The 24,316-nt window shown below is 44.7% G+C and carries 23 protein-coding genes; 19 read left to right on the forward strand and 4 right to left on the reverse strand.

Going from position 1 to position 24,316, the window contains the following annotated elements; genetic code table 11:
- Nucleotides 1-64: 64 nt before the first annotated feature.
- The gene (gene rlmE / locus ACOJR9_RS10570) at nt 65-694 is read right to left on the reverse strand and encodes a 23S rRNA (uridine(2552)-2'-O)-methyltransferase RlmE (RefSeq protein WP_420932956.1); all 630 of its coding nucleotides are present in this window, start codon (nt 692-694) and stop codon (nt 65-67) included.
- Between the two features lie 95 nt (nt 695-789).
- Between rlmE and yhbY the strand changes: the two genes are divergently transcribed.
- Both yhbY and ACOJR9_RS10580 read left to right on the forward strand, forming a co-directional pair.
- Nucleotides 790-1,083, forward strand: a complete 294-nt coding sequence (yhbY, locus tag ACOJR9_RS10575; RefSeq protein ID WP_420932957.1) for a ribosome assembly RNA-binding protein YhbY — start codon at nt 790-792, stop codon at nt 1,081-1,083.
- A gap of 94 nt (nt 1,084-1,177) precedes the next feature.
- Nucleotides 1,178-1,954: an SDR family NAD(P)-dependent oxidoreductase gene (locus tag ACOJR9_RS10580; protein WP_420932958.1), complete on the forward strand. Its 777-nt coding sequence runs from the start codon at nt 1,178-1,180 to the stop codon at nt 1,952-1,954.
- 447 nt (nt 1,955-2,401) lie between these two features.
- On the opposite strand, the gene ACOJR9_RS10585 is transcribed toward ACOJR9_RS10580, so the two are convergent.
- On the reverse strand, nt 2,402-2,647 hold the full coding sequence (locus ACOJR9_RS10585) for a hypothetical protein (RefSeq protein WP_420932959.1): 246 nt from the start codon (nt 2,645-2,647) through the stop codon (nt 2,402-2,404).
- Between the two features lie 142 nt (nt 2,648-2,789).
- Nucleotides 2,790-5,186: a Lon protease family protein gene (locus tag ACOJR9_RS10590; RefSeq protein ID WP_420932960.1), complete on the reverse strand. Its 2,397-nt coding sequence runs from the start codon at nt 5,184-5,186 to the stop codon at nt 2,790-2,792.
- A 366-nt stretch (nt 5,187-5,552) separates the two neighbouring features.
- Between ACOJR9_RS10590 and leuS the strand changes: the two genes are divergently transcribed.
- The 15 genes from leuS (at nt 5,553) to ACOJR9_RS10665 (ending at nt 20,920) form a co-directional block, all read left to right on the forward strand.
- On the forward strand, nt 5,553-8,156 hold the full coding sequence (gene leuS, locus ACOJR9_RS10595) for a leucine--tRNA ligase (RefSeq protein ID WP_420932961.1): 2,604 nt from the start codon (nt 5,553-5,555) through the stop codon (nt 8,154-8,156).
- Nucleotides 8,157-8,169: 13 nt separating this feature from the next.
- Nucleotides 8,170-8,694 carry an LPS assembly lipoprotein LptE gene (lptE, locus tag ACOJR9_RS10600; RefSeq protein ID WP_420932962.1) on the forward strand — a complete coding sequence of 175 codons (525 nt, stop codon included), beginning with the start codon at nt 8,170-8,172 and terminating at the stop codon, nt 8,692-8,694.
- Between the two features lie 16 nt (nt 8,695-8,710).
- Nucleotides 8,711-9,739 (forward strand): DNA polymerase III subunit delta, encoded by a 1,029-nt coding sequence (holA, locus tag ACOJR9_RS10605; protein WP_420932963.1) that lies wholly within the window; start codon nt 8,711-8,713, stop codon nt 9,737-9,739.
- A 2-nt stretch (nt 9,740-9,741) separates the two neighbouring features.
- On the forward strand, nt 9,742-10,407 hold the full coding sequence (nadD, locus tag ACOJR9_RS10610; protein WP_420932964.1) for a nicotinate (nicotinamide) nucleotide adenylyltransferase: 666 nt from the start codon (nt 9,742-9,744) through the stop codon (nt 10,405-10,407).
- An 11-nt stretch (nt 10,408-10,418) separates the two neighbouring features.
- Nucleotides 10,419-10,736, forward strand: a complete 318-nt coding sequence (gene rsfS / locus ACOJR9_RS10615; RefSeq protein ID WP_032096508.1) for a ribosome silencing factor — start codon at nt 10,419-10,421, stop codon at nt 10,734-10,736.
- 88 nt (nt 10,737-10,824) lie between these two features.
- On the forward strand, nt 10,825-11,295 hold the full coding sequence (gene rlmH / locus ACOJR9_RS10620) for a 23S rRNA (pseudouridine(1915)-N(3))-methyltransferase RlmH (protein WP_420932965.1): 471 nt from the start codon (nt 10,825-10,827) through the stop codon (nt 11,293-11,295).
- Nucleotides 11,296-11,322: 27 nt separating this feature from the next.
- Complete coding sequence (mrdA, locus tag ACOJR9_RS10625) at nt 11,323-13,218, forward strand: penicillin-binding protein 2 (protein ID WP_420932966.1); 1,896 nt, start codon at nt 11,323-11,325, stop codon at nt 13,216-13,218.
- Nucleotides 13,218-14,333, forward strand: a complete 1,116-nt coding sequence (rodA, locus tag ACOJR9_RS10630) for a rod shape-determining protein RodA (RefSeq protein ID WP_420932967.1) — start codon at nt 13,218-13,220, stop codon at nt 14,331-14,333. The genes mrdA and rodA overlap by 1 nt, the downstream gene beginning before the upstream one ends.
- Complete coding sequence (locus tag ACOJR9_RS10635; RefSeq protein ID WP_420932968.1) at nt 14,330-15,433, forward strand: septal ring lytic transglycosylase RlpA family protein; 1,104 nt, start codon at nt 14,330-14,332, stop codon at nt 15,431-15,433. Before rodA ends, ACOJR9_RS10635 begins: the two co-directional genes overlap by 4 nt.
- 303 nt (nt 15,434-15,736) lie before the next feature.
- Nucleotides 15,737-16,921: a serine hydrolase gene (locus tag ACOJR9_RS10640; protein WP_420932969.1), complete on the forward strand. Its 1,185-nt coding sequence runs from the start codon at nt 15,737-15,739 to the stop codon at nt 16,919-16,921.
- An 89-nt stretch (nt 16,922-17,010) separates the two neighbouring features.
- The gene (gene ybeD / locus ACOJR9_RS10645) at nt 17,011-17,274 is read left to right on the forward strand and encodes a DUF493 family protein YbeD (RefSeq protein WP_420932970.1); all 264 of its coding nucleotides are present in this window, start codon (nt 17,011-17,013) and stop codon (nt 17,272-17,274) included.
- Between the two features lie 6 nt (nt 17,275-17,280).
- Nucleotides 17,281-17,967, forward strand: coding sequence for a lipoyl(octanoyl) transferase LipB (gene lipB, locus ACOJR9_RS10650; protein ID WP_420936106.1), 687 nt, complete (start codon nt 17,281-17,283; stop codon nt 17,965-17,967).
- Nucleotides 17,960-18,922, forward strand: coding sequence for a lipoyl synthase (lipA, locus tag ACOJR9_RS10655; RefSeq protein WP_420932971.1), 963 nt, complete (start codon nt 17,960-17,962; stop codon nt 18,920-18,922). Before lipB ends, lipA begins: the two co-directional genes overlap by 8 nt.
- Nucleotides 18,923-19,058: 136 nt before the next feature.
- On the forward strand, nt 19,059-20,066 hold the full coding sequence (gene ansA, locus ACOJR9_RS10660; protein WP_420932972.1) for an asparaginase: 1,008 nt from the start codon (nt 19,059-19,061) through the stop codon (nt 20,064-20,066).
- A gap of 11 nt (nt 20,067-20,077) precedes the next feature.
- A complete protein-coding gene (locus tag ACOJR9_RS10665; RefSeq protein ID WP_420932973.1) occupies nt 20,078-20,920 on the forward strand; it encodes a DUF2797 domain-containing protein in 843 nt (280 codons plus the stop codon).
- A gap of 106 nt (nt 20,921-21,026) precedes the next feature.
- On the opposite strand, the gene ACOJR9_RS10670 is transcribed toward ACOJR9_RS10665, so the two are convergent.
- Nucleotides 21,027-21,578 (reverse strand): NAD(P)H nitroreductase, encoded by a 552-nt coding sequence (locus ACOJR9_RS10670; RefSeq protein ID WP_420932974.1) that lies wholly within the window; start codon nt 21,576-21,578, stop codon nt 21,027-21,029.
- 300 nt (nt 21,579-21,878) lie between these two features.
- Here ACOJR9_RS10670 and ACOJR9_RS10675 point away from each other — a divergent pair, with 300 nt between their 5' ends.
- Together ACOJR9_RS10675 and sppA are read left to right on the forward strand one after the other, a co-directional pair.
- The gene (locus ACOJR9_RS10675; protein ID WP_420932975.1) at nt 21,879-22,055 is read left to right on the forward strand and encodes a hypothetical protein; all 177 of its coding nucleotides are present in this window, start codon (nt 21,879-21,881) and stop codon (nt 22,053-22,055) included.
- 392 nt (nt 22,056-22,447) lie between these two features.
- Entirely contained in the window at nt 22,448-24,313 is a 1,866-nt protein-coding gene (gene sppA / locus ACOJR9_RS10680) for a signal peptide peptidase SppA (protein WP_420932976.1), read from the forward strand.
- The last annotated feature ends 3 nt before the right edge of the window (nt 24,314-24,316 follow it).

Consider the following 24,316-nt stretch of genomic DNA (forward strand, 5'->3'; position numbering starts at 1 on the left):
TGAACAAGTTGCTCATTCATAACGCAAAACAGTTCGCAACAAAAATCGCTTATCTCAAAGCGTACTACACTTTATACCCACAAGCCACCAAATACACCTCACGAGACCGAGGTCTCGACGAAGCAGGCTTCCGCGTTTTTATGGTAGAGAAGGATTGTTTGAGTGAATTCATGAACTCAACAAAACCCTCACCTTGAAACACTTTGATGACAAATGAGCCACCCGGTTTTAATACTTGATGGCACATATCTAGCGCCAGTTCGCACAAATACATGGAACGAGACTGATCAACTGCCGAGTTGCCGGCCAAATTAGGTGCCATATCAGACAACACTATATCTACGGTGTTCCCACCAATTCTGTTCAGTAATGCATGCAAAACTTCTTCTTCACGAAAATCACCTTGAAGAAAATCCACTCCAACAATTGAATCCATTGGTAAAATATCACATGCGATAACCTGCCCACTGTCGCCTACGAGCTTTGAAGCAAGTTGTGACCAGCCACCTGGAGCTGCCCCCAAATCGACCAACGACATTCCGGGTTTGATTAATTTATCTTTATTCTGAATTTCTTCCAGTTTAAAGATAGCGCGAGACCGCCACCCTTCTTTCTGCGCTTTTTGCACATAATGGTCGTCAAAATGTTCTTTGAGCCAGCGTTTGCTGCTGGCGGATTGGTTCTTTTTTGTCATTCAATTACAATGTTATTAGGATTGTAGAGGAGATGGCGTTAGAATACGTTATTTCAAGCATAAACTAACAGATTAATTGTAAGAATATTTATTAAATGAAACTTTCAAATAAACAGAAACAATTTCTTAAAGGCCTGGCTCATCCATTAAAACCAATCGTACAGCTTGGTTCGAATGGGCTCACTGAGGGCGTCGTAGCGGAAATTGATAGCGCCTTAAATCATCACGAATTGATAAAAGTAAAAGTACCGTCTGACGACCGCGAAGAAAAATTATTGATAATGGATGCCATCGTTCGCGAAACTAACGCAGCGAAGCTTCAGGTCATAGGCCATACTCTTATCATTTTCCGCCCTAGCGAAGACTGTAAAATTCAGTTGCCAAAATAAGAAAGCTTTTGGTGTTGGCATAAGCTAGCGCCATAGTTTTTCAAAGCAAATCCCGTTAACATCTTGTTAAAACAACGATCATAACGGGAATTTCATGCTGATAACTAATCTCACTGCAATAGTCACTGGTGGCTGTTCTGGCTTGGGTCACGCGACCGCGGTTGCCCTCAGAGGTGCCGGTGTTAAAGTCAGTCTTTTCGATTTAGATGATGAACAGGGTGCAAAGCGCGTTTCTGAGTTAGGCGAAGATGGCACACTTTTCTCTCTCGTTGACGTTCGTGACGAGAAGCAAGTTCAAGATGGTATTGACGCTACCACAGCAAAATTTGGCGCTATTAGCATAGTGGTCAACTGTGCCGGTATCGCGCCAGCAAAACGCTTACTCGACAGAGAAGGCAACCCCGCCCCGCTTGGCGACTTTCAGAAGACCATCGACATTAATCTTGTTGGCAGTTTTAACGTTGCGCGACTTGTTGCTGCAACAATGGCAAAACAGTCTCCTATTAATGATGAGGGTGAACGGGGTCTTATTATCAATACTGCATCAGTGGCAGGCTATGAAGGTCAAATAGGTCAAACAGCCTACGCGGCGAGTAAAGGCGGTATCATTGGTCTTACCCTACCTATGGCCCGTGATTTGGCGCCCCTAGGTATTCGAGTGAATACCATCGCGCCCGGCGTGATGGGCACTCCAATGCTGCTTGCCATGCCTGAAAAAGTGCAAGAAGCGCTGTCAGCAAACGTACAGTTTCCAAAGCGTTTAGGCTTGCCTGAAGAGTTTGCAAAACTGGTCATGCAAATAGCTGACAATACCTATATCAACGGCGAAACCATTCGCTTGGACGGTGGCCTGCGGATGCCTCCTAAATAAGCGAAAGCGCGTAATCGCATTTGCCGCGGCTTTTAGGCTAATGATGAACGCCCGCGGCAAACAATTCAGTTGTCACTTTACAAGCTGCGCCGCTTTCTCGTCGCTTACCTCAACTAGGTTGACGGGATTGAAAATACTGCATGCCTTGCCTTTTCTAGCCCAAGTATGGTTGCTTCAACGTCAGGCGCAAGTATTAACTTATCTAATGTTGGCATTATCTCATTTGTAAATGCCTCGCTAGCATCTCTATCAAAAAATGAGACACCCCGGCAGCATTAGATAAGACGTAATAAGCTTCTCTGGTCAGGGGAGAGGTATCCTATTGAGCAAATTTATTTGGCGACAGCACACCCAAACTTTTATTTAACTTCGACTGCACTTCATGTCGAGCCGAAAAGGTTAAGAACTGTTAAGCCAAAGGAATATTGATTGCCCGTTTCGGAATAATTAGCACATCAATGGGCGCTTCTTCGTACACCGCACACGTTCATCTAGCTGAGGAAATGGGAAAAAGCCAAGGCGTTGAACCGCCGCCTGTTGAATATCTTGGATAACATAATTTCCAATCATGGACATGCCAACCAAGTCTCTAAATAAAAACGGTAAGCCCTCTCTCCATGACAGCTTATCATGGTCAGAAATAAAGTAACCTTTCTCGATAGGCTCTACCCATGTATTGAATACTGCTAACACTCTTTCATCAGTAAATGGAGTTTGGCCACTGGTCAATTGTTGGTGAAAATCGAGCCCGTTAATTCAAAGGTTTAAATAATCGAACCACGCTGTGGCAGACCAATTACTTTTCGTGCCAATAAATATGGGCACACCACATATCTTATTCTCCATCACCACCGCTAACAATGAGAGCAATATTATATAACCTGTTTACAGCATGATAATTGATTGAGTTTTTGGGGTATCGCCCTTTGCTACTTAGCTTACCCGCCTCTTGCTGCATCAATATGGTGAGCGCGTCATCAACAGTTTCCACTGTATACACGTGAAAAAGCCCTTTTTTCACCGCATCGATTATGGTCGCGTCTAACACCAAGTTAATAGCGTTAGATTTGGGTATAATAACGCCCTGAGTTCCCGTAAGACCGCGATATTGGCAGAGGTCAAAGAAGCCTTCAATTTTTTCATTCACCCCTCCCACAGCCTGCACTTCACCGTATTGGTTTATTGACCCTGTAATGGCCAATGTTTGCAAGCAGGGGATCTCCGTTAACGCAGAAATAAGTGCAACAAGCTCGCCTAACGATGCGCTATCTCCGTCTATGTGACCATAAGACTGCTCGAGGGCTATATTGGCGGACAATGTTAGAGGGAAATGCTGTGCATACTTGTTTCCCAAATATCCATTGAGAAGCATTACGCCTTTAGAATGTATAGGTTGTCCTAACTCTACTTCACGCTCTATATCAACCACGCCGCTAGCACCGGCAAACACTGTTGCAGTAATACGGGCTGGTGTACCAAACGCCGTATCTCCTACATCTAATACGGTCAGCCCATTAACCTTACCCACTGCTTTACCTTCTGTGTCGATAAGAACGTGGCCTTCTTTTATATCATCGAGCAGGGCTTGGCTTACTCGACCCGTTCGACGTTTTTTCGCATCGAGGGCTGTAACCAGATGTCCAAGTTCAATTTCACTTGCACCTGACATAGCGCAGAAATAATTCGCTTCGTTAACTAGCTCTATCACCTCTGCAAAATGTGCAGAGAGTTTTTCTTTGTGTTCAGCTTTTCGCAACGAAAATTGGACCAAACGGCACATGGCATTTGCGGTAATACCATTTCGCCCTAATGACGCTAAATGCGCCCGGATTTTTCCAACGAAGTCGAATAAGGTTTGACGTGTCACTGGAATCTCCAAATCGAAATCCACCAACACGCGAAATAGCTCATCGAATTCGTCATCGTAATCTTGCAAGGTGTAATACAAGTCTCGAGAACCAAGCAGAACAATCTTCACAGTTAAATCAATGGGCTGTGGGTTTAGCGTAATATTATTTACCATGCCAACGTCTTGCTGGGGTAAATCCATTCTTAATCGCCCAGATTTTATAGCCAGTTTTAACGTTTCCCACACATAGGGCTGCTCGATTAACTGATCAACATCCAACAATAAATAACCGCCATTAGCGCGGTGTAACGCACCTGGCTGAATCATTCTGTAGTTGGTAAAAACGCTGCCGTGAATGTTGGTATATTCAATTTTTCCAAATAGGTTTTGGTAAGTGGGGTTTGGCTCATAAATAACAGGGGCAGCATCGTCGCGCCTATTGGCCACTAATACATTTGGTAAAAGCTGCTCTTCCAAAAATATCTTTCTGTCAAAGTCGTCACTTTTTTCTTCTTTTTGTTCTTCTTGGTGAATCACGAGAATGGCATTGACCAAAGCGGTTTTAAGCTGCTTGAGATACTTCATGACTCCGAGGTTTGCGGCATACTGATGTTTAAGATCTTTTATCAGCCCTTTAATACCCTGCTCTGCAGTCGCTCTATCAAGTTCTCGAAGACGCTCGGAGTTTTCTCGCTTCCAAGACGGAAGACTCAACAAGCCCTCGCTTAACCTATTCTCTAGCTCATCCACCACTGTATAAAAATGTTGACGCTGCTGCTCACTCAGCGTGGCGACATGACTATCGTCAGCGGGTTTACCATCAATAATAGGAGCAAATGTGATAGCGCCATTTTCTTCAAACATGGCAATCTCATTGGCGTTAGCATAGCGCTCTACCGCGTCGATGGCCTCGTCGTACTTTTGTTCAAAATCTCGTAAAATAGAGGCGCGTTTGCGCTGATATCCAGGGTTGTCGAACGCCACTGGAAATGTGTCTAACACGTCGTCGATAAGTTGGGCGATATCTTTTTGAAAAACCTTACCACCGCCAGGAGGAAAACGAAGGGCCGCGGGTTCACGCTCTTCGTCAAAGTTATTGATGTAGCACCAGTCATCAGGGGAGCTTAACCGCGAAACTTGCCGCTCTATGTAGTCTTTTACTAACGTAAACCGACCAGTAGCAGGCTCACCCATGACATACAAGTTGTATCCAATGGCATCGATTCCTAAGCCAAAGGTCAAGGCTTCCCTCGCCCTTTCTTGTCCAATAAAGGTGGCATTGAGCGCCTGCTCGTCTTTGAGCGCGCTGTTGATAACTCGTCTATTTATTGCGGGCGTTAATGCATCTTTAGCTAACGCAAAGGCTTTACTGTCGACTGACATATCATTCTTTTTATAGTGCTTTTAGGTAAGTGAAACTCTATTTAACTGGGGTGTCAAACCCTTATCGCTCGTTGCCTCGATTTCGTGGCGCAAATGAACAAGAATCAAACAAAGTTGCGTATTTAAACGGATAATTTAAAACCGCCACTTGTTCATTTTTACAGCAAGCGGCAATAAAAATTCCGCTCATATACGTTAAGCTATTGAGGCATGACTCACCCGTGGGGTATTCTATGCGGCTACATATGTATTTAACTTGCTACATTTTCGTTGCTATTACCTTTTGGTGCCATTTCTGGGCCAGAAATAACGACTATTTAGCAAAGTAAGAACGTTTCAACTTATTAATGCGGAAGCCTAAGTTTCATGGCCGATAATCAGTACAACCCAAAAGATATAGAAAAACGCGTTCAGCAATATTGGGAAGATAATCAATCTTTCAAAGTAGATGAAGACGCAAATAAAGAAAAATTTTACTGCCTATCAATGTTTCCTTACCCAAGCGGCCGTCTGCATATGGGTCACGTGCGCAATTACACGATTGGCGATGTTATCAGCCGTTACCAGCGTATGCAGGGAAAGAATGTCATGCAGCCAATGGGTTGGGATGCGTTCGGTTTGCCTGCTGAAAATGCAGCAATCAACAACAATACGGCGCCTGCTAAGTGGACCTATTCTAATATTGACTACATGAAAACCCAGCTTCGCTCGCTAGGTTTTGGTTATGATTGGGATAGAGAGGTTACAACGTGTAAACCTGATTATTATCGCTGGGAACAATGGTTTTTCACCCGCCTTTACGAAAAAGGGTTAGTTTACAAGAAGAACTCAACGGTGAACTGGGATCCCGTTGACCAGACGGTATTGGCCAACGAACAAGTGATTGATGGCCGCGGTTGGCGCTCTGGTGCGTTAGTTGAGCAAAAAGAAATCCCGCAATGGTTTATCAAAATAACCGATTATGCTGAAGAATTATTAAGCGATTTAGAACAGCTTGAAGAATGGCCTGACCAAGTGCGCGCCATGCAGGCGAACTGGATCGGTCGGTCTGAAGGGATAGATATTACCTTCAATCTAGCATCACCTATCAACGACATTGCCGACCTTACGGTTTACACCACCCGCCCTGATACTTTTTATGGCGTTACTTATGTTGCCGTTGCTGCCCAGCACCCATTGGCAGAATTTGCAGCACAGTCAAATCCAGACATCGCCCGTTTCATCGACGAATGCAAAAATACGAAAGTTGCTGAAGCAGAAATGGCAACGATGGATAAAAAGGGCCGTGCTACTGGGTTTGAAGTTGTTCATCCGCTTACTGGCGAAAAGCTACCCATTTGGATTGCTAACTTCGTACTAATGGAATACGGCTCTGGCGCTGTAATGGCCGTTCCTGGTCACGACCAACGAGATTGGGAGTTTGCAACAAAGTACAACCTACCCATTCAACAAGTCATTGCCGCGAAAGAAGGCGACGAAGATAAATGCGACCTTTCAACGTCTGCCTATACGGAAAAAGGCACATTAATTAACTCTGACAAGTTCGATGGACTTGATTTTGATGCGGCATTCAACAGCATCGCAGACGAGCTGGAAAATAAAGAATGCGGAAAACGCAAAGTGAATTATCGCCTGCGAGATTGGGGCGTAAGTCGTCAGCGTTATTGGGGCACGCCTATCCCAATGTTAAGGTTAGAAAATGGCGAGTCTGCCCCTGTGCCGTCGGACCAACTTCCTGTTGAGCTGCCGGAAGACGTCGAGATGGACGGCGTCATTTCGCCTATCAAAGCCGATCCTGAATGGGCGAAGACCACCTATAATGGAGAACCTGCCCTGCGTGAGACGGATACATTTGATACGTTTATGGAATCGTCGTGGTATTACGCTCGCTATGCTAGTGCAACCAACTCCGATGCCATGCTAGACCCAAAGTCAGCTAACTACTGGCTGCCTGTTGACCAATATGTCGGTGGAATAGAACATGCAATATTGCACCTACTCTACTCTCGCTTTTTCCACAAATTATTGCGCGATGAAGGCTTAGTAGACTCAGACGAGCCATTCAAGCGCTTGCTATGCCAAGGCATGGTGTTAGCAGATTCTTACTATCAAGAAGACGAGAAAGGTAAGAAGACTTGGTACTCACCTACGGAAGTAACCACTGAAAAAGACGACAAAGGGCGTATTGTAAAAGCATGGCTCACCAGCGATAACACCCCTGTGACTCACGGCGGCATGACAAAGATGTCGAAATCAAAGAACAATGGTATCGACCCGCAAGAAGTTATTGATCAATACGGTGCGGACACCGTGCGTTTGTTTACTATGTTTGCTGCTCCACCTGAACAGACTCTTGAATGGGTAGATTCGGGTGTAGAAGGCGCTAACCGATTCCTTCGCCGTATTTGGAAGCTAGTGACTGAGCACGTTGAAAAAGGGACTCCTGAAGCGTTAAACGTGAAAGCGCTTAATAAATCTCAACAAGCCCTTCGACGTGAACTGCACAAAACCATTCAAAAGGTTAGCGACGACCTTGGCCGTCGACAAACCTTTAATACCGCTGTTGCTGCCGTTATGGAGCTACTGAATCATCTTCAAAAAGCGCCGCAAGACGATGCGCAAGACATTGCCATTATGCGCGAAGCGACCGAGTCAGTGCTTTTGTTGCTTAACCCAATTACACCGCATATTGCCCATGAGTTGTGGAAGGTGCTTGGACATGACGAAGATATTGATGTTGCGCCGTGGCCAGAAGTGGACAAAGACGCACTCGTTGAGGACGAAAAACTGATCATTGTTCAGGTAAATGGCAAGGTACGCGCCAAAATGACCATTGCCGCTGATGCGAGCAAAGACGACATGGAGGCAAGCGCCCTCGCCCAGTCGAATGTCCAACAATTTATTGATGGGAAAACGATTCGAAAAGTGATTGTTGTGCCCGGCAAGCTTGTAAATATTGTAGCGAACTAGGCGACTATTGATAATGAATGCACTTTTAAAATTAGTCGGTATTGCAGCGATAGTGAGCACCCTTAGTAGCTGTGGTTTTCACCTGCGTGGTGCTCCCAGCCTTCCTGACAATATCAATACGATCGTAATTGAAAGTGCCCGAGCACACGCGCCCTTAGCCCGTGCGCTCGACAATAGATTGAACATTTACGGATTAAAGTCACACGAACGGGGTAGCGATAGCGCCCCGAGTGAGAACATCAGCATTTACCTTTTACCGGAAAAATTGGACCGCCAACTTTTATCCGTTTATCCATCGGGTCAGGTGGCGGAGTACGACCTCATTTATGTGGTGCGTTATCGCGTATCCTTTCCCAACAAAGAGCCAATGATGGCGCAGTTTGAAGTAGTACGGGATTATCAAGACGACCCTGATCAGGTGTTAGCAAAATCGAGAGAGCTTGATTTAATGCTTGATGAAATGCGCGCCGAGGCAGCGGATATGATCATTAGACGCTTATCTGGTCAAGCGGTTGCTGCATTGGACATTGAAAAATGACGACTGACAACTAAGCATGCAAATTTACCCAAACCAGTTTCATCAAGACATCAAAAAAGGTCTGAGACCTTGTTATATGGTGTTTGGGGATGAGCCGCAGCAGAAGTTCGACGTTATCGAGCAAATTCGAGCACACGCAAAATTAAAGGGATTTGACGAGAGAACTACCCTGGTTGCTGACGCAGGTTTTTCATGGAACCAGCTGCTTGAGGCTACGCAAAGTATGTCTTTGTTTTCAAGCCAGCAATTTATTGAGCTAGAGCTTCCTACCGGCAAACCCGGCACGGAGGGCAGTAAAATGCTGCAAGAAGTCGTCGCTAAACTCAACCCAGATATGCTGCTACTCATTCATGGGCCTAAAATTGGTAAAGACGTGCAGCGTGGAAAATGGTTTAAAGCTCTCGACGAAATAGGCGCATCCACACTATGTTATCCCCTTGAAGGACGCCAATTAAGCACTTGGATAAACCAGCAACTCACCTCGCATCAGCTTTCTGTATCACCCAATGGCGCAAAAATGATTTCCGACTTTTGTGAAGGAAATCTGCTAGCCGCAAAACAAGAGATAGATAAACTCGCGCTGCTTTATCCACATCAGTCTGTAACCGATGAGCAAATTGAACGAGCCATGGTCGATCAATCCCGCTACAGCGTGTTTCAGCTTGTTGATGTAATGCTTAACGGAGAAAGCACCCGCTGTATTAAAATGCTCTACCGATTAGAAAGTGAGGGTTTAGAGCCAAATATAATCATTTGGGCCTTAGTGAGAGAGTGGGAACAGCTGTGGAATTTAAAAGCGGCTGAACAACAAGGCCAGCCCATTCAATGGCAAAAATTTGGTATTTGGCGCAATAAACAAGCGGTATATCAAAATGCAATGCAGCGTCTATCTTTGCAACAGCTAGAAAGTATTCAACACGCGTTGGGTCAAGCCAATCTTGCCTTTAAGCAACAGGTTATCTCTCGTCCTTATATAAAGCTATGCCACCTATGTATGATGTTTATGGGTGTAAATTTGGCTAACATCCCGTTATTGGATAAATAGCTGTGGCGTTAAAAGCGATATTGGGCGGTACGTTTAATCCACCCCATTACGGTCACATTACGCCTGCGCTCAAAGCCGCAGAAACCTTGGCAATTGACTCTGTTTATTTGATGCCATGCAAGTTAGCGCCTCATAAATCGGTATCAGTGTCTGAAAAGCACAGAGTGAATATGATCAATCTGTGTTGCGAGGAAAACCCTAAGCTTCACGCAGAGCTGATTGAGCTCTCTCTTCCCTCTCCTTCTTATACGGTAAAAACACTGCGAGAATTACATTCTCAAACCGACGAGACAATCTGTTTTCTCATTGGTGCCGATTCACTGTATAATCTAGATAAGTGGTACGAGTGGGAATGCTTATTAACGTATTGCCACCTTGTTGTAATGCGAAGGGACGATGATAATTTCGCCCCGCCACCGGTTGTAGCAGATTGGCTCAAATCGGTTGTTACTCGCGATGCGACGCAGTTACATCAACGTAAAAATGGATATGTATTGTTAGTTGATACTCCCCTAAAAGCAATTTCGTCAACGCAGTTGCGCAATACCATAACCCAAAAAAACGTAGGGGCTTTAGATAAAGCCGTTCAAGATTTTATTGAAAACTGGATACCAAGCAGCGTCATTGAATATATTGATGCCAACCAGTTATATATTGAAGAAAGATAAGAGGAAAACACTTGGAGAGTCTACAACTTAAGCAGTTTGTTAAAGACAAAATAGATGACATGAAAGGCCGTGATATCATTGAGCTTGATGTTAGAGGTAAGTCGACCATTACAGATACCATGATCATTTGTTCTGGTAATTCAAAGCGTCACGTATCCTCAATTGCAGAGAATGTATTGGTTGAAGCGAAAAATGCTGGGCATGCACCTGGGCACGTCGACGGTAAAGACACCGGAGAATGGGTACTGGTTGATTTCGGCGATGTCATTTTGCACGTTATGCAAGATGAAACCCGAGACTTTTATCAACTAGAAAAGCTCTGGTCATAGGCTTCGCCCTTACAGAGTCAGCAATCAGCATGTCTTATATTCACCCACAACAGCCATTAAGGTTAGGACTGTCATCCATGGTGCAGTGTTGAAGATTCAAATTGTTGCTGTGGGAACAAAAATGTCTTCATGGGTATCCGCGGGCGTCGACGAGTTTATCCGTCGATTCCCTAGCGATATGCCCGTGAGCATCACTGAAATACCGGCCGGCAAACGTGGAAAAAACGCAGACATCAAACGGATCCTCGAAAAAGAAGGCGAGCAGATGTTGGCGGCCATCCCAAAAGGCAACCGGGTAGTGACGCTTGAGGTGACCGGAAAGCCTTGGGATACTCCCATGCTGGCAAAACAGCTAGATAATTGGAAAATGGACGGTAGAGATGTCAGCTTGCTCATTGGTGGTCCAGAAGGTTTAGCTCCCTCTTGCACTGCTGCGTCAGAACAAAAATGGTCATTATCTGCGCTAACCCTTCCTCACCCATTAGTCAGAATTATACTCGTTGAGAGCGTGTATCGCGCGTGGTCGGTAACACAAAATCACCCTTATCATAGAGAATAGAAGCAGTTATTAATGCAAAGGAACTCAATGCACCGTAAACGCCAAGCTATTCGCGACCACACAGCGGAAGCCAATCTGTTTGCCCGCCGTGCAACGATTGCTTTTATTATTGTTACTGCAATGCTTGGGATCGTGCTGAACAACCTCTACTCCTTGCAAGTGACACAACACGACGATTATCAAACTCGCTCAAATGGCAACCGTATAAAAGTATTGCCTGTTGCGCCAAATCGCGGGCTTATCTACGATAGAAACGGTGTACTGCTTGCCGAAAACAGACCGGTTTTTAGTTTAGAAGTTATCCCCGAGAAAGTGGACAACATCGACGATACCTTAGCGCGAATCACCGCATTGATGGATATTACTGATGACGAACTTAAACGCTTCCAGAAAAATTTAAAGGGCACTCGCCGCTTCAAACCCATTGTACTGCGCAATGAGCTCTCTGAAGAAGAAGTGGCCATTTTCTCAGCCAGTAAGCACAAATTTGAAGGGTTGCAAATTGAAGCGCGTCTTGCACGCCATTATCCCTATGCAGAAACCCTCACTCATGTACTTGGCTATGTGGCACGTATCAATAAACGGGATTTACAAAAGATAGTTGAAGCCGGTCAAGAAGATAACTACGCCGCCACCTACGATATTGGCAAGCTAGGGATTGAAAAGTACCATGAAGAACTTCTCCATGGTGAAGTAGGCTACCAACAGGTTGAAGTGAACAATCAAGGACGGATCATACGTGTATTAAACGTGGAACCGCCCACACCAGGCAAGGATATTATTCTAAATATCGATCTGACTTTGCAACAAGAAGTTCAGCGAATTTTAGAAGGTACTCGTGGTGCAGTAGTGATTTCAGAAGTAAAGACCGGCGGCGTGCTGGCGCTCTACTCTAATCCCGGATACGACCCCAATTTATTTGTTCACGGTATTAGCAGTAAGAGTTACTCAGCGCTGCTTAATTCGCCAAACCGCCCGTTGATTAATCGAGCCACTCAAGGGCAGTATTCGCCGGCATCTACCATAAAGCCGCATCTGGCTTTACTGGGTTTAGAAGACGGTGCGATTACTGAAGACTACACTATTAAAGATAACGGCCGCTATCGACTGCCCAATGTAAATCATGTTTGGCGAGACTGGAAACGATGGGGGCATGGTGACGTCGATATTGCAAAAGCTATTGAGGTTTCATGCGATACCTACTACTACGATTTAGCCTATAACTTGGGTATCGATAAAATTAGTGAGGCCATGCGAAACTTCGGGTTCGGTGATTACACGGGAATCGATTTGTACGAAGAATCCGATGCGAATATGCCTAGCAGAGGGTGGAAACGTGCTCGTTTTAATCAACCTTGGTATATTGGTGATACTATCCCCGTTGGCATCGGACAAAGCTTTTGGACCGCCACGCCTATTCAGCTTACCCATTCAATTAACACGTTAGTGAATCGCGGTGAACGCTATATTCCTCAGATAATACGCGGTTATAGAAACCTTGATGGCACAGACGACCTTATTGCTCTAAAAACCTCGCCACCTATTCAAATAAACGATCAAAAGAACCTCGATATTGTATTAAATGCTATGCACGATGTTGTTCATGGCGAAGAAGGAACCGCTCGTTTTGCGTTCGCCGACACACCTTATGAGTCTGCGGGCAAAACGGGAACCGCTCAGTTATTTACCGTAGGGCAGGATGAGAAGTACAATGAGGATGAAGTGGATGAAAGGCTTCGCGACAACGCTCTTTACGTTGGCTTTGCGCCCTTCGACAACCCAGAAATTTCTATTACGGTGGTGCTAGAAAATGCCGGTGGCGGAAGCTCCAATGCGGCGCCTGTAGCAAGGAAATTAATGGATTTTTATTTTCGCGACAGACGTTTTGAAACCGCAAGTATCGACAGCGAGCCTGACGAATAATGAAAAGAACGGCAATCACGCCAGATAAAATAAGTTTTTTGCAGCGCATTCATGTAGATGGCTGGTTGTTGCTGGGCCTTTTGGTTTTAAGTGGCGTTGGGCTTGTCACGCTCTATTCTGCGTCAGGTCAAGACATAGCGCAGATGGAGCGACAGTTTACTCGCTTAGGTTTAAGCTTTGTCGTTATGGCAGTACTCGCTCAATTGCCGCCTGGTTTTTATCGACGCCTGTCTCCTTTTGCCTTTGCGGTGGGCCTGCTTATGTTAGTTGCCGTTTTGCTTTTTGGTGACATAGGTAAAGGCGCCCAACGCTGGCTAGATTTTGGTTTTATTCGCTTTCAGCCATCGGAACTAATGAAACTTGCCGTACCTATGATGGTGGCATGGTATATCAGTAAACATACCCTGCCTCCACGAACTCACCATATTGCATTAGGTTTTACTATGGTGGTGGTGCCTACGGTGCTCATAGCCAAGCAGCCTGATTTAGGCACTTCTTTGCTTATTGCAAGCTCTGGTGTTTTTGCCATCTTTCTTGCAGGGATGAGCTGGCGCCTTATTTCTCTGGTAGGGGCGCTTATTGGCGCATTCGCCCCTATCATGTGGTTTTTCTTAATGAAGGACTATCAAAAGCAGCGGGTATTAACGTTTTTAAATCCTGAGAGCGACCCACTTGGCTCGGGCTATCATATTATTCAATCTCAGATAGCGATTGGTTCCGGTGGCGTTGAGGGCAAGGGCTGGCTTCAAGGTACGCAGTCTCAACTAGAGTTTTTACCTGAGCGGCATACCGACTTTATCTTTTCTGTTTTTAGTGAAGAGTTTGGTCTTACCGGCGTTATGGTATTACTGGCTATCTATTTGTACATTATTTTACGCGGTTTAATCATTTCTAGTCGGACTCAAGATGCTTTTTCAAAACTACTTGGCGGCAGCATAACCCTAACCTTCTTTGTCTATGTATTCGTTAACATGGGCATGGTATCGGGATTACTCCCCGTCGTGGGTGTTCCTTTACCGTTGGTGAGCTATGGTGGAACATCTATGGTGACATTAATGGCGGGTTTTGGCATTCTTATGTCTATTGCAACGCAAAAACGTTTAATATCTCGATGACTTTGCCACTCTTAATGTTTCCGCAAATTTCAAAGCTAATACAGCAGCTTTGTCATACATCGTTATTGTTGCCATCGGTTTTGTTGCCGTTGCTTTCGTTGTTAGACTCGCCAAATTTAGTTAAGCGTTTCATTCACTCATGTACCCGAGGCCTTCTGCTTCTCTCTTGTGTATCGGCGTTTCTGTTAAGCGGATGTCAGTCAGGCCAAATTGGTCGCTATACACAATCGCAAGACTCCGCCCCTAATTACGTGGCTAAACTACCAGAAACCCTTGACGCTGTGCCTAAGTTTGAAGCCTACCGCACCTTTAACAACCGACCCTACAAGGTCCTAGGCAAGCATTATACCCCCATGACCTCAGGTAAAGGCTACGAGAAGGAGGGATATGCCAGTTGGTATGGTCAGAAGTTTCATGGCCATTTAACGTCAAACGGTGAGACCTACAATATGTTCGCCATGAGTGCAGCACACAAAACATTGCCACTACCCTCTTTCGTGAGGGTGACAAACTTAGAAAATAACAAACAAGCTATTGTTCGTGTGAACGATCGTGGCCCATTTCATGACAATAGAATTATTGATTTGTCTTATGCCGCTGCGGTGAAGTTGGGATATCACAGCAAAGGCACAGCGAAGGTAAAACTGGAGGTTATACATTTCGATGAAGACAATAACGTTACGATAGGCAGTAATCCCACCGTCAGTTATGATGAATACTTGGGTATAGATGTTCCGAAAACCATTGCTCCAAGTAGGATTGCTCTCAATACGACTGTTCCGAGTAAAAAGGCTCAGTCTGAAGTTGCAGAAAACAGAGCACAACACGATGAACAATCTACAGCTACCAAAAATGAAAGCCCTATCAATACAGGCGGTATATTTATTCAGGTTGCTGCCCTATCTAACGCAGAAAAGGCAAAATCCATCAGTAATGTGTTGTCCGCGTTATATCAGCTTCCAGCCCACCTCCCCGTTAGCAACAACATCTACAAACTTCAACTTGGTCCTATTGAAGACAAACAAATGATTGAAGATGTGCTAAGCCAGCTTAAACAAAACGGCTACCCACATGCGTATGCAATAAAACAGCCCCAATAGCACTCGCAGTGCCATGATACTGGCAACTTGCTCCATTCGATTAGCGCTAGCTATTGTCTTGCTAAGTCGCACTTTCATCGAAACTTTTTCGGTAAACCCTAGTCCTAAGTTCAGCCTTGCGATAGACTTCGTTACTAATGTAAGTTCTATTGTAATTCCTATCGCAATTTCTATGACAATCTCTATCTGTCATTTTGATATGCAATTACTAATCGCTCTTGATGGGTAGTCTTAGTGGTGAGAACGTCAATCTAAGAGTAGCTGTAAACTCACACGGATATAACTCGGTAAAAGAAAACAACCATGCTAAAAATAATTAAACGCACTAAAGCGCCTTCACTGTCATTTGCCTTCTTACTGCTTGGCGTACTTTTTAATATTGCTCACGCTGCTGTTGTTACTCCGCCTGCTCCTACCGTAGCTGCAGAAGGCTTTTTGCTTACTGACTTTGAAACCGGTCATGTCATCGCAGAAAAAAATGCTGACATGCAGCTTGCCCCTGCGAGTCTTACCAAAATAATGACTATTTATGTCATAGGGAAAGAACTGCAATCAGGCAATATAAGCCTTGATGATGAAGTGACTATTTCAGAAAATGCGTGGGCGAAGAAATTTCCAGATTCATCGAAAATGTTTATCGAAGTAGGTACACAGGTTTCAGTTAGCGACCTCCTTCGCGGTATCGTAGTTCAATCTGGTAATGATGCGTGTGTGGCTATGGCAGAACATGTAGCCGGATCTGAATCAGCCTTTGCTAGTATGATGAACGCACACTCTCAAGCCCTAGGGTTAACCAGTACTAACTGGGTTAATGCGCATGGTTTGCACGACCCAGACCACTACACTACGCCACGTGACATGGCAGTGCTTTCTCGGGCACTCATTGCGGATACGCCGAACATGTATGCTATTTACAGTGAAAAGGAATTTACGTTTAACGGCATTAAGCAGTACAACCGCAATAGCTTGTTGTGGGATAAAAGCCTAAATGTAGACGGTATTAAAACTGGACATACATCTGATGCAGGTTACAGCCTAATCACATCAGCGGAGCAAGGCGACATGCGCCTTATTTCGGTTGTTATGGGCACCGACAGCGAGCGTTCGCGTAAAGTTGAAAACAAGAAGCTGCTGAAATACGGTTTTCGCTTTTTTGAAACAGTGACCCCCTATAAAGCAGGTCAGAGCTTTGTGGCACATAGAATATACATGGGCGATAGGGAAACCGTAGACCTTGGAATTAATCAATCTACCCCCATTACTATTCCACGTGGCCAGGCTGAAAACCTGGAAGCTAATTTTGAATTAGATAAAAAGCTGGAAGCGCCATTAGCGAAAGGACAAGTCGTTGGAAAGCTGTATCTTCAGCTAGACGGGGAAGACGTGGCTAGCTACCCCCTCGTTACACTCCAAGAAGTGCAAGAAGGCAGCATGTTCAACCGCCTAAAAGATTACATTATGCTTCAAATTGGTTTTGACGATGAATAAATAATTGCGTTAACACCTAGTTGTGAAGCGGCCAGATTGATACAATCTGGCCGTTTTTTTATATAAAGTTTACATACCGAGAATATCGCATGGATACCCGTTTCGACGAACTGTTAGATTTTCCCACACACCAAACGTTTAAAGTAATGGGCGTGGCCCACGAAGATTTACCCGTGCAGGTAGTTTCGTGCTTGCAGCAACATGCTCCTGGTGATTATGCGCCTGTTATTAAACCAAGTAGCAAAGGCAATTATCATTCCTTGTCAATCAGTGTGCGAGTAACCAGCAAAGAGCATATGGAAACCATTTACACTGAACTGGCCGAGTTGGAACTAGTTAGGGTTGTTCTGTAAGTGAGTATGCAGGACCAGGCTGTTAAAACCAGTGATGGCGATAGCGTGAAAAACGAAGTTATTATTCGCCAGTTGGGACGTCAACTTTACGAGCCAGTTTGGCAAGCAATGCAGCATTTTACTGATAATCGCAATAACGACACGGCTGATGAAATTTGGCTGGTAGAGCACGAGCCTGTATTCACCCAAGGTCAAGCTGGAAAGGCAGAGCACATATTACTACCGGGAGATATTCCGGTTGTGCAAGTTGATAGAGGTGGCCAAGTCACTTATCACGGACCAGGCCAGCAAGTTATTTATCTGCTTTTAAACATTAAACGCAGAAAATTAGGCGTAAGACATCTCGTCACCGCAATGGAAGAAGCCGTGGTGGGATTGTTAGCGCCCTATGGTATAAGCGCTTATCCCAAGCCCGATGCTCCAGGCGTTTACGTCAACGAACAAAAAGTATGTTCACTTGGCTTAAGAATACGTAATGGATGCTCATTTCATGGACTAGCGTTAAATGTTAACATGGATTTATCACCGTTTCAGCGGATTAATCCATGCGGTTACGCAGGTATGGAAATGACGGACACTGCGCGTCTTAACGGTCCCGATTCGCTTAAACAGGCTGGCGATGAGCTTGTTCGCTTATTACTAGAGGCGCTTTCCTTAACGGAAACAACATATAAAGAAGGTTTTGATGAGTAACGCACGACCTACAGCGGGGGTAAAACTCCGAGATGATGAAAAAGTAAAACACATTCCAATCACCATTATTCCTACTGAAAAGGAAGAAATGCTGAGAAAGCCTGAGTGGATTAAGATTAAGCTCCCTCGCTCTACGGAAAAAATTGATCACATCAAGCGTACGCTTAGAAAGAACAATTTGCACTCGGTATGCGAAGAAGCAAGCTGTCCAAATTTAGCTGAATGCTTCAATCATGGTACTGCAACGTTCATGATCCTCGGTGATATATGTACTCGCCGCTGCCCGTTTTGCGATGTAGCTCATGGAAAGCCATTACCGCCAAGCGCCGAAGAGCCTGAAAAGCTAGCCAAAACCATTGCAGAGATGAACCTTCGCTATGTGGTTATTACGTCAGTTGACCGAGACGATTTACGCGACGGTGGAGCACAGCATTTTGTCGACTGTATTAATGCTATTCGAGAGCACAGCCCTTCCACCACCATTGAAGTGCTAGTACCCGATTTCAGAGGGCGAATGGACCGTGCACTTGAGATATTTAAAAATGGTGAACCTGATGTGTTTAACCACAACTTAGAAACCATTCCTCGCCTTTATCGCGAATGTCGTCCTGGTGCCAATTATCAGTGGTCCCTTGATTTGCTCAAGAAGTTTAAAGCGCAGCACCCTCACATTAAAACTAAATCTGGTTTGATGATGGGTATGGGTGAAGAAAACGAAGAGATCCAAGGTGTATTAAGAGACCTTCGTGATCACAACGTTGATATGCTAACGCTTGGTCAATACCTACAGCCCAGCCGTCACCACTTTCCTGTGAAGCGATATGTGCACCCTACTGAGTTTGATGCGCTAGGCGATTACGCGAAAGAGATAGGTTTTACCCACGCTGCGTGTGGTCCAATGGTACGCTCAAGTTACCATGCCGATCAGCAAGCTGCCGGTGTAGAAGTTAAATAGGCATATCTATGTCAATAAGAGGCGGCCGTTAATAGCGAGCCGCCTTTTTTGTATAACGAGTGACAAAGTAAGGACGACTGCTAAAATGCAGCCACACTTATTGTAAAAAATGGCAAAAGCTGACAACAGGGTATTCATGCGTAAACATATTTATATCGCCTATACAGGCGGCACCATAGGGATGAAGCCATCGAGTCAAGGGTATGTGCCTGCTGCTGGTTTTTTAACAGAAACGCTGGCGAAAATGCCTGAGTTTAACCGCAGTGAAATGCCCCTTTTTACTATTCATGAGTACGACAACTTAATCGACTCTTCGGATATGGATCCATCGGATTGGCAGCGCATTGCTGACGATATAGCTGATAACTATGACGACTACGACGGCTTTATTATTTTGCATGGTACCGACACCATGGCCTACACGTCGTCGGCCCTAAGCTTTATGCTCGAAGACTTAGCCAAACCTGTGATAGTGACGGGCTCTCAAATACCGCTGGCTGAACTGCGCTCAGATGGTCAGGTAAACTTGTTAAATGCCCTGTTTATTGCCGCCAACTACCCTATCGCAGAAGTCGGGTTATTTTTTAACAATCGTTTACTGCGCGGAAATCGCAGCCGTAAGGTAGATGCAGACGGCTTTAATGCCTTTGACTCACCCAACTTCCCTCCTCTACTGGAAGCTGGAATAAATATTCGGCTTAAAGCAGGTGTTTTAGCAAAAGCGTCAGATAAAAAGCTGACCGTTTCCAATGTATCCGCTCAGCCCATCGGCATGGTGAGCCTGTATCCGGGAATTGCGCCTGAAGTGATAAAAAACACACTTCAACAACCTGTAAACGCGCTTATATTACTCAGTTACGGTGTAGGCAATGCCCCACAAAACCCAAAACTGATTGAGCAGTTGCAATACGCTAAATCCAGAGAAATACCGGTGGTTAACTGCACTCAATGCATGCGCGGTAGAGTAAACATGGGTGGGTATGCAACCGGCCATGGCCTGCAAGAAGTTGGCGTGCTCTCGGGCAGTGATATGACCCCAGAGGCTGCACTAGCAAAACTGCATTATTTATTAAGTAAAAATCTCTCGTTTGAACAAATCAATTTACTGCTCACCGCCAACCTGCGCGGCGAATTAAGCGAATAAGGTATTAAATTTTGACACAACGTTATTCTGGTGCATTACGAAAAATGCGTACTCATGCATTTGATAATAGTGAAGTTTGCTATGAACTCCCTATTGGAGATAGCAGCGTAGACATGAACGCACTGATAGGTCGGGAGATTTCATTGTCCTTTAACAATGAAATTCACTGTGTTCACTGCAGCCGAAAAACCAAAAAGAGTTTCAACCAGGGTTATTGCTACCCTTGCCTAATTTCACTTGCTCAGTGCGACAGCTGTATTATAAAACCTGAAAAGTGCCATTACCACGAAGGTACGTGTCGCGAGCCAGAATGGGGCGAGGCCCACTGTTTTAACGAACACTTTGTCTACTTAGCTAATACAGGCAACGTGAAAGTGGGTATTACCCGAGAAATAACCGAATCTGTCTCGCCTCGCTGGATGGACCAAGGCGCAACGCAAGCCACGGTTATGTTGCGCGTTCCAGACAGGTTAACTAGCGGGCTTGTGGAAACGTTATGCAAAAAGCATATTGCCGATAAGACCAACTGGCGCACCATGTTAAAAGGCAAGCCAGATGAAGTGGATTTGATAGCGGTAAAACACGAGCTTATGGAAAAAATTTCTGATGAACTTGCTGTATTAAAACAAGAAAAAGGGCTTCAAGCTGTATCTGAGGTAGCGTCGAAAGTACATCAAATCAACTTTCCCGTCGACAGTTACCCAGATAAAATAAAGTCGATTAATCTCGACAAAACCCCTGACTTTTCTGGTGAGCTTAAGGGTATTAAAGGGCAATACTGGATGCTTGATGGTGACAGGGTCATTAACATACGAAAATTTGCTGGTTATAACGTCACGCTTCAAGTTTTTTAAACGTTACGCTTAAAGCCATATTTTCTAGATGCCACATAGGAAATCAGCGGTTCGAGGCGCACGCAACGTGCGCCTTTAAATTTATATCAAGTAGCCGGGTTTTTTATTAACTCCACTGCTCAAAAAACGCAGTAGTGTCACGTTTTGGCTTTGGTGCTGGCTCAAAAGCTGGCGTACCTAAATACAAAAACCCAACGAGTTCATCTTCTTCTGACATTCCTAGTCCACTTTTCACAACGGGACACTGTGCGTAGCTACCTGTGCGCCACATACCGTTAAACCCTTGTGCTACTGCAGCCATTTGCATGGCCATTACGCCACAAGAGGCAGACGCTATCTGCTCAACACGAGGTACTTTTTCGTGCTCTTTGTATTGTGCAATGGCAACAATAACCATAGGCGCACGCAAAGGAAGTTGTGGCGCTCTTTCTATTTCTTTCTGACTTTTGTCGTTTTCAATTGCAGATGTTTCAAAAAGTGACCCAAGCTTGTTTAACCCTTTGCCTTGGCATACCACAAATCGCCATGGGGTAAGGCAAGCATGATCAGGGGCACGTAATGCCGCTTGCATAATGTTTTCCAACGCATCTCCGCTTGGAGCAGGCTCATTTAAGCGTGGCTGAGAGCTTCGATTAAGAAGTAGAGATAATGCATCCACTTTGGGGCCTCCTTGATGACGCCTCATTAAAACACGATATTGATGTACTGTGGCGTCAGTATTTTGATAAAGAAACGAATTCGTTTGTAGGTCAATCTTACGGAGGACAGCCGTGGCTGTCGACCAAAACTACCTTGCTTGACATTAAATGTACTCACATAATCGCAACACAACAGTTTTCTATTCTACCATATTGTTAAGAGCGAACGGCCTATTGCGTGTGTGACTACGTAATCCTTTTATAGTCAGATTGCGTATTGTGAATATACATAAGGCATAATCGACGAGGAGACTAAGGTTTTGAACACGTCATCTAATAAAACGCCTAACCCGTCTCCGTTGTCTCGTTTGATGAAAAAAGGTCAATTAAAAACAGGTTATCAATCAACCTCAGGAAACTTGCTTATGCTGATGAGTGAAAATGACCACAAGCGAATTGCAAAACTCATTGCTAGCTGGCTAGAACACGATAAGTAGTGACATAATAGTCGTCCCTAGACCTACATATATATGAAATAAACAAGCGAACTTTTTGACACCACTATTCTTAGCCAACCTAGTTGTTTGATAATTTCGACTTTGTTGGACATATCAGCATCGGTAGCTTTATTACACAAACCTTTGATGGAATTTTGCTCATCGACTCAATGTGGACGCAAAACGATGCCAAAATGGTATTAGTTTTAACGCGCTTAAAGCTGTTTTATCGGTGGGAGTTACAAAAAATTACAATTAACTTAGCGATCTTATGCTAAACAGGTACCATAATAAAAAAGCGAAGTTAGATTTACCATCACACGTAACGCTCTAACTTTAAAAGACAGTCAAACTTTAAAAGACAATCACACTTTTGAAAAAGGTAGTAAAATATGGCGGCCAAGGGAAATTGGACTAAATCCTTGTTTATTGGCTTGTGGACGGTATTGAACTTCACCCGCAAACTTTTCTTCAACGTAATATTCATTGTAATTTTCGTTGGCATAATCATGGCCATCGCCAACCAAGACGGTGAGCAACTTACAGTTAAATCCAACAGTGCGTTATATCTTACGCTCAATGGCCAGCTGGTGATTGAAAAAGAAAGTGTTGATCCCTTCGAGCAGTTTTTGCAAGAGTCATTGGGCAGCGAACCAGACAACCCAGAAGTACTTGTACGCGATGTTGTAGAGGTGCTTGCGAACGCGGCGAAAGACAGAAGAATTAAAGCGCTTGTGCTAGACCTTCAAGGGCTTACCGGAGGTGGACTAGACAAGCTTCGCGTTGTGGCAGAAGCCATTGAGTCATTTAAAGAATCAGAAAAGCCCGTTTACGCAATAGGCGATTATTACTCTCAGGATCAATACTATCTCGCTGCACAAGCAGACCATGTATATTTAAATCCAATGGGCGGCCTTTTATTGGAAGGTTACGGCCGTTACGGTTTGTACTTCAAAGACATGCTGGACAAACTCAAAGTAACCACACATATCTTCAGAGTGGGGACGTACAAGTCGGCAGTGGAACCGATAATGAGAAATGATATGTCTGCTGAAGCAAAAGAAGCAGAAAAGCAGTGGTTAGACGGGTATTGGAAGCAGTATAAAGAGGATGTTGCTGCGGCCCGCGGTATAGATGTCACTAACTTCGATGAAACGGCTAACGAATTGCTTTCTAAGTTTGAGGCTGCTGGAGGCGATTTCGCTCAATATGCCCTAGACAATAATTGGGTGGACGCACTTAAAACCCGCGAAGAAGTGAGACAAGAGCTTATTCAATTAGTGGGTGAAGGTGATAACCAGCAGGGGATTAACCTCACAGCTTTTAACACCTATTTGAAAGTCATTAATCCACCAATGCCTAAGGTCAATAATGATATGGACAAGGTGGCAATCGTAGTGGCAAAAGGCACCATTTTAGATGGTAATCAAAAAGCCGGCACCATTGGTGGCGACAGCACAGCACGCTTGCTGCGTAAGGCTCGCTTAGACGACAACATCAAAGCAGTAGTGCTGCAAATAGACTCTCCAGGAGGTAGCGCATTTGCCTCAGAAGTGATTCGCCAAGAAATATTACAGCTGCGGCAAGCTGGTAAGCCTGTTATATCCTCAATGAGTACTTATGCAGCATCTGGCGGTTATTGGATAGCAGCGAGCACCGATAAGATTATAGCGAGTCCAAGCACAATCACAGGTTCTATCGGTGTATTTGGTATGTTTATGACCTACGAGAATTCATTAGATTACTTAGGCATACACAGCGATGGCGTTGGATCGACCGACATTACAGGCTTATCGCCAGCAAGAGCGTTGTCACCAGCGTTTGGACAAATCCTTCAGCGCAATGTGGAAAACACCTATAGTAACTTTTTATCTTTAGTGGCAAACGCTAGAGATATGACTGTTGAAGAAGTTGACACTGTTGCTCAAGGACGCGTGTGGATTGGTGAAGACGCATTAGAGTTAGGCCTTGTTGATGAGCTCGGTGAGCTTGATGATGCAGTAGCGGCTGCTGCAGAGCTTGCTGAGTTAGAAAACTACGATGAAGTGTATCTACAGCGAAGCCTTTCAGCTCAAGAGTTATTTTGGAAAGAATTTTTTGGTCAGGCAATGACAATTGTTGGCAAATGGCAGTTTGGCAACAGTAACTCTGCCCTTGTTAATGAGTTAAAGCGCGTTATGGGTGAATTTAATACCCTTAACAAGCTTAACGATCCAAGAGGCACCTACATATTGTGCTTACCATGTGATGTGAGATAATAC

Source organism: Alteromonas ulvae (assembly GCF_048987005.1).
Classification (GTDB): domain Bacteria; phylum Pseudomonadota; class Gammaproteobacteria; order Enterobacterales; family Alteromonadaceae; genus Alteromonas.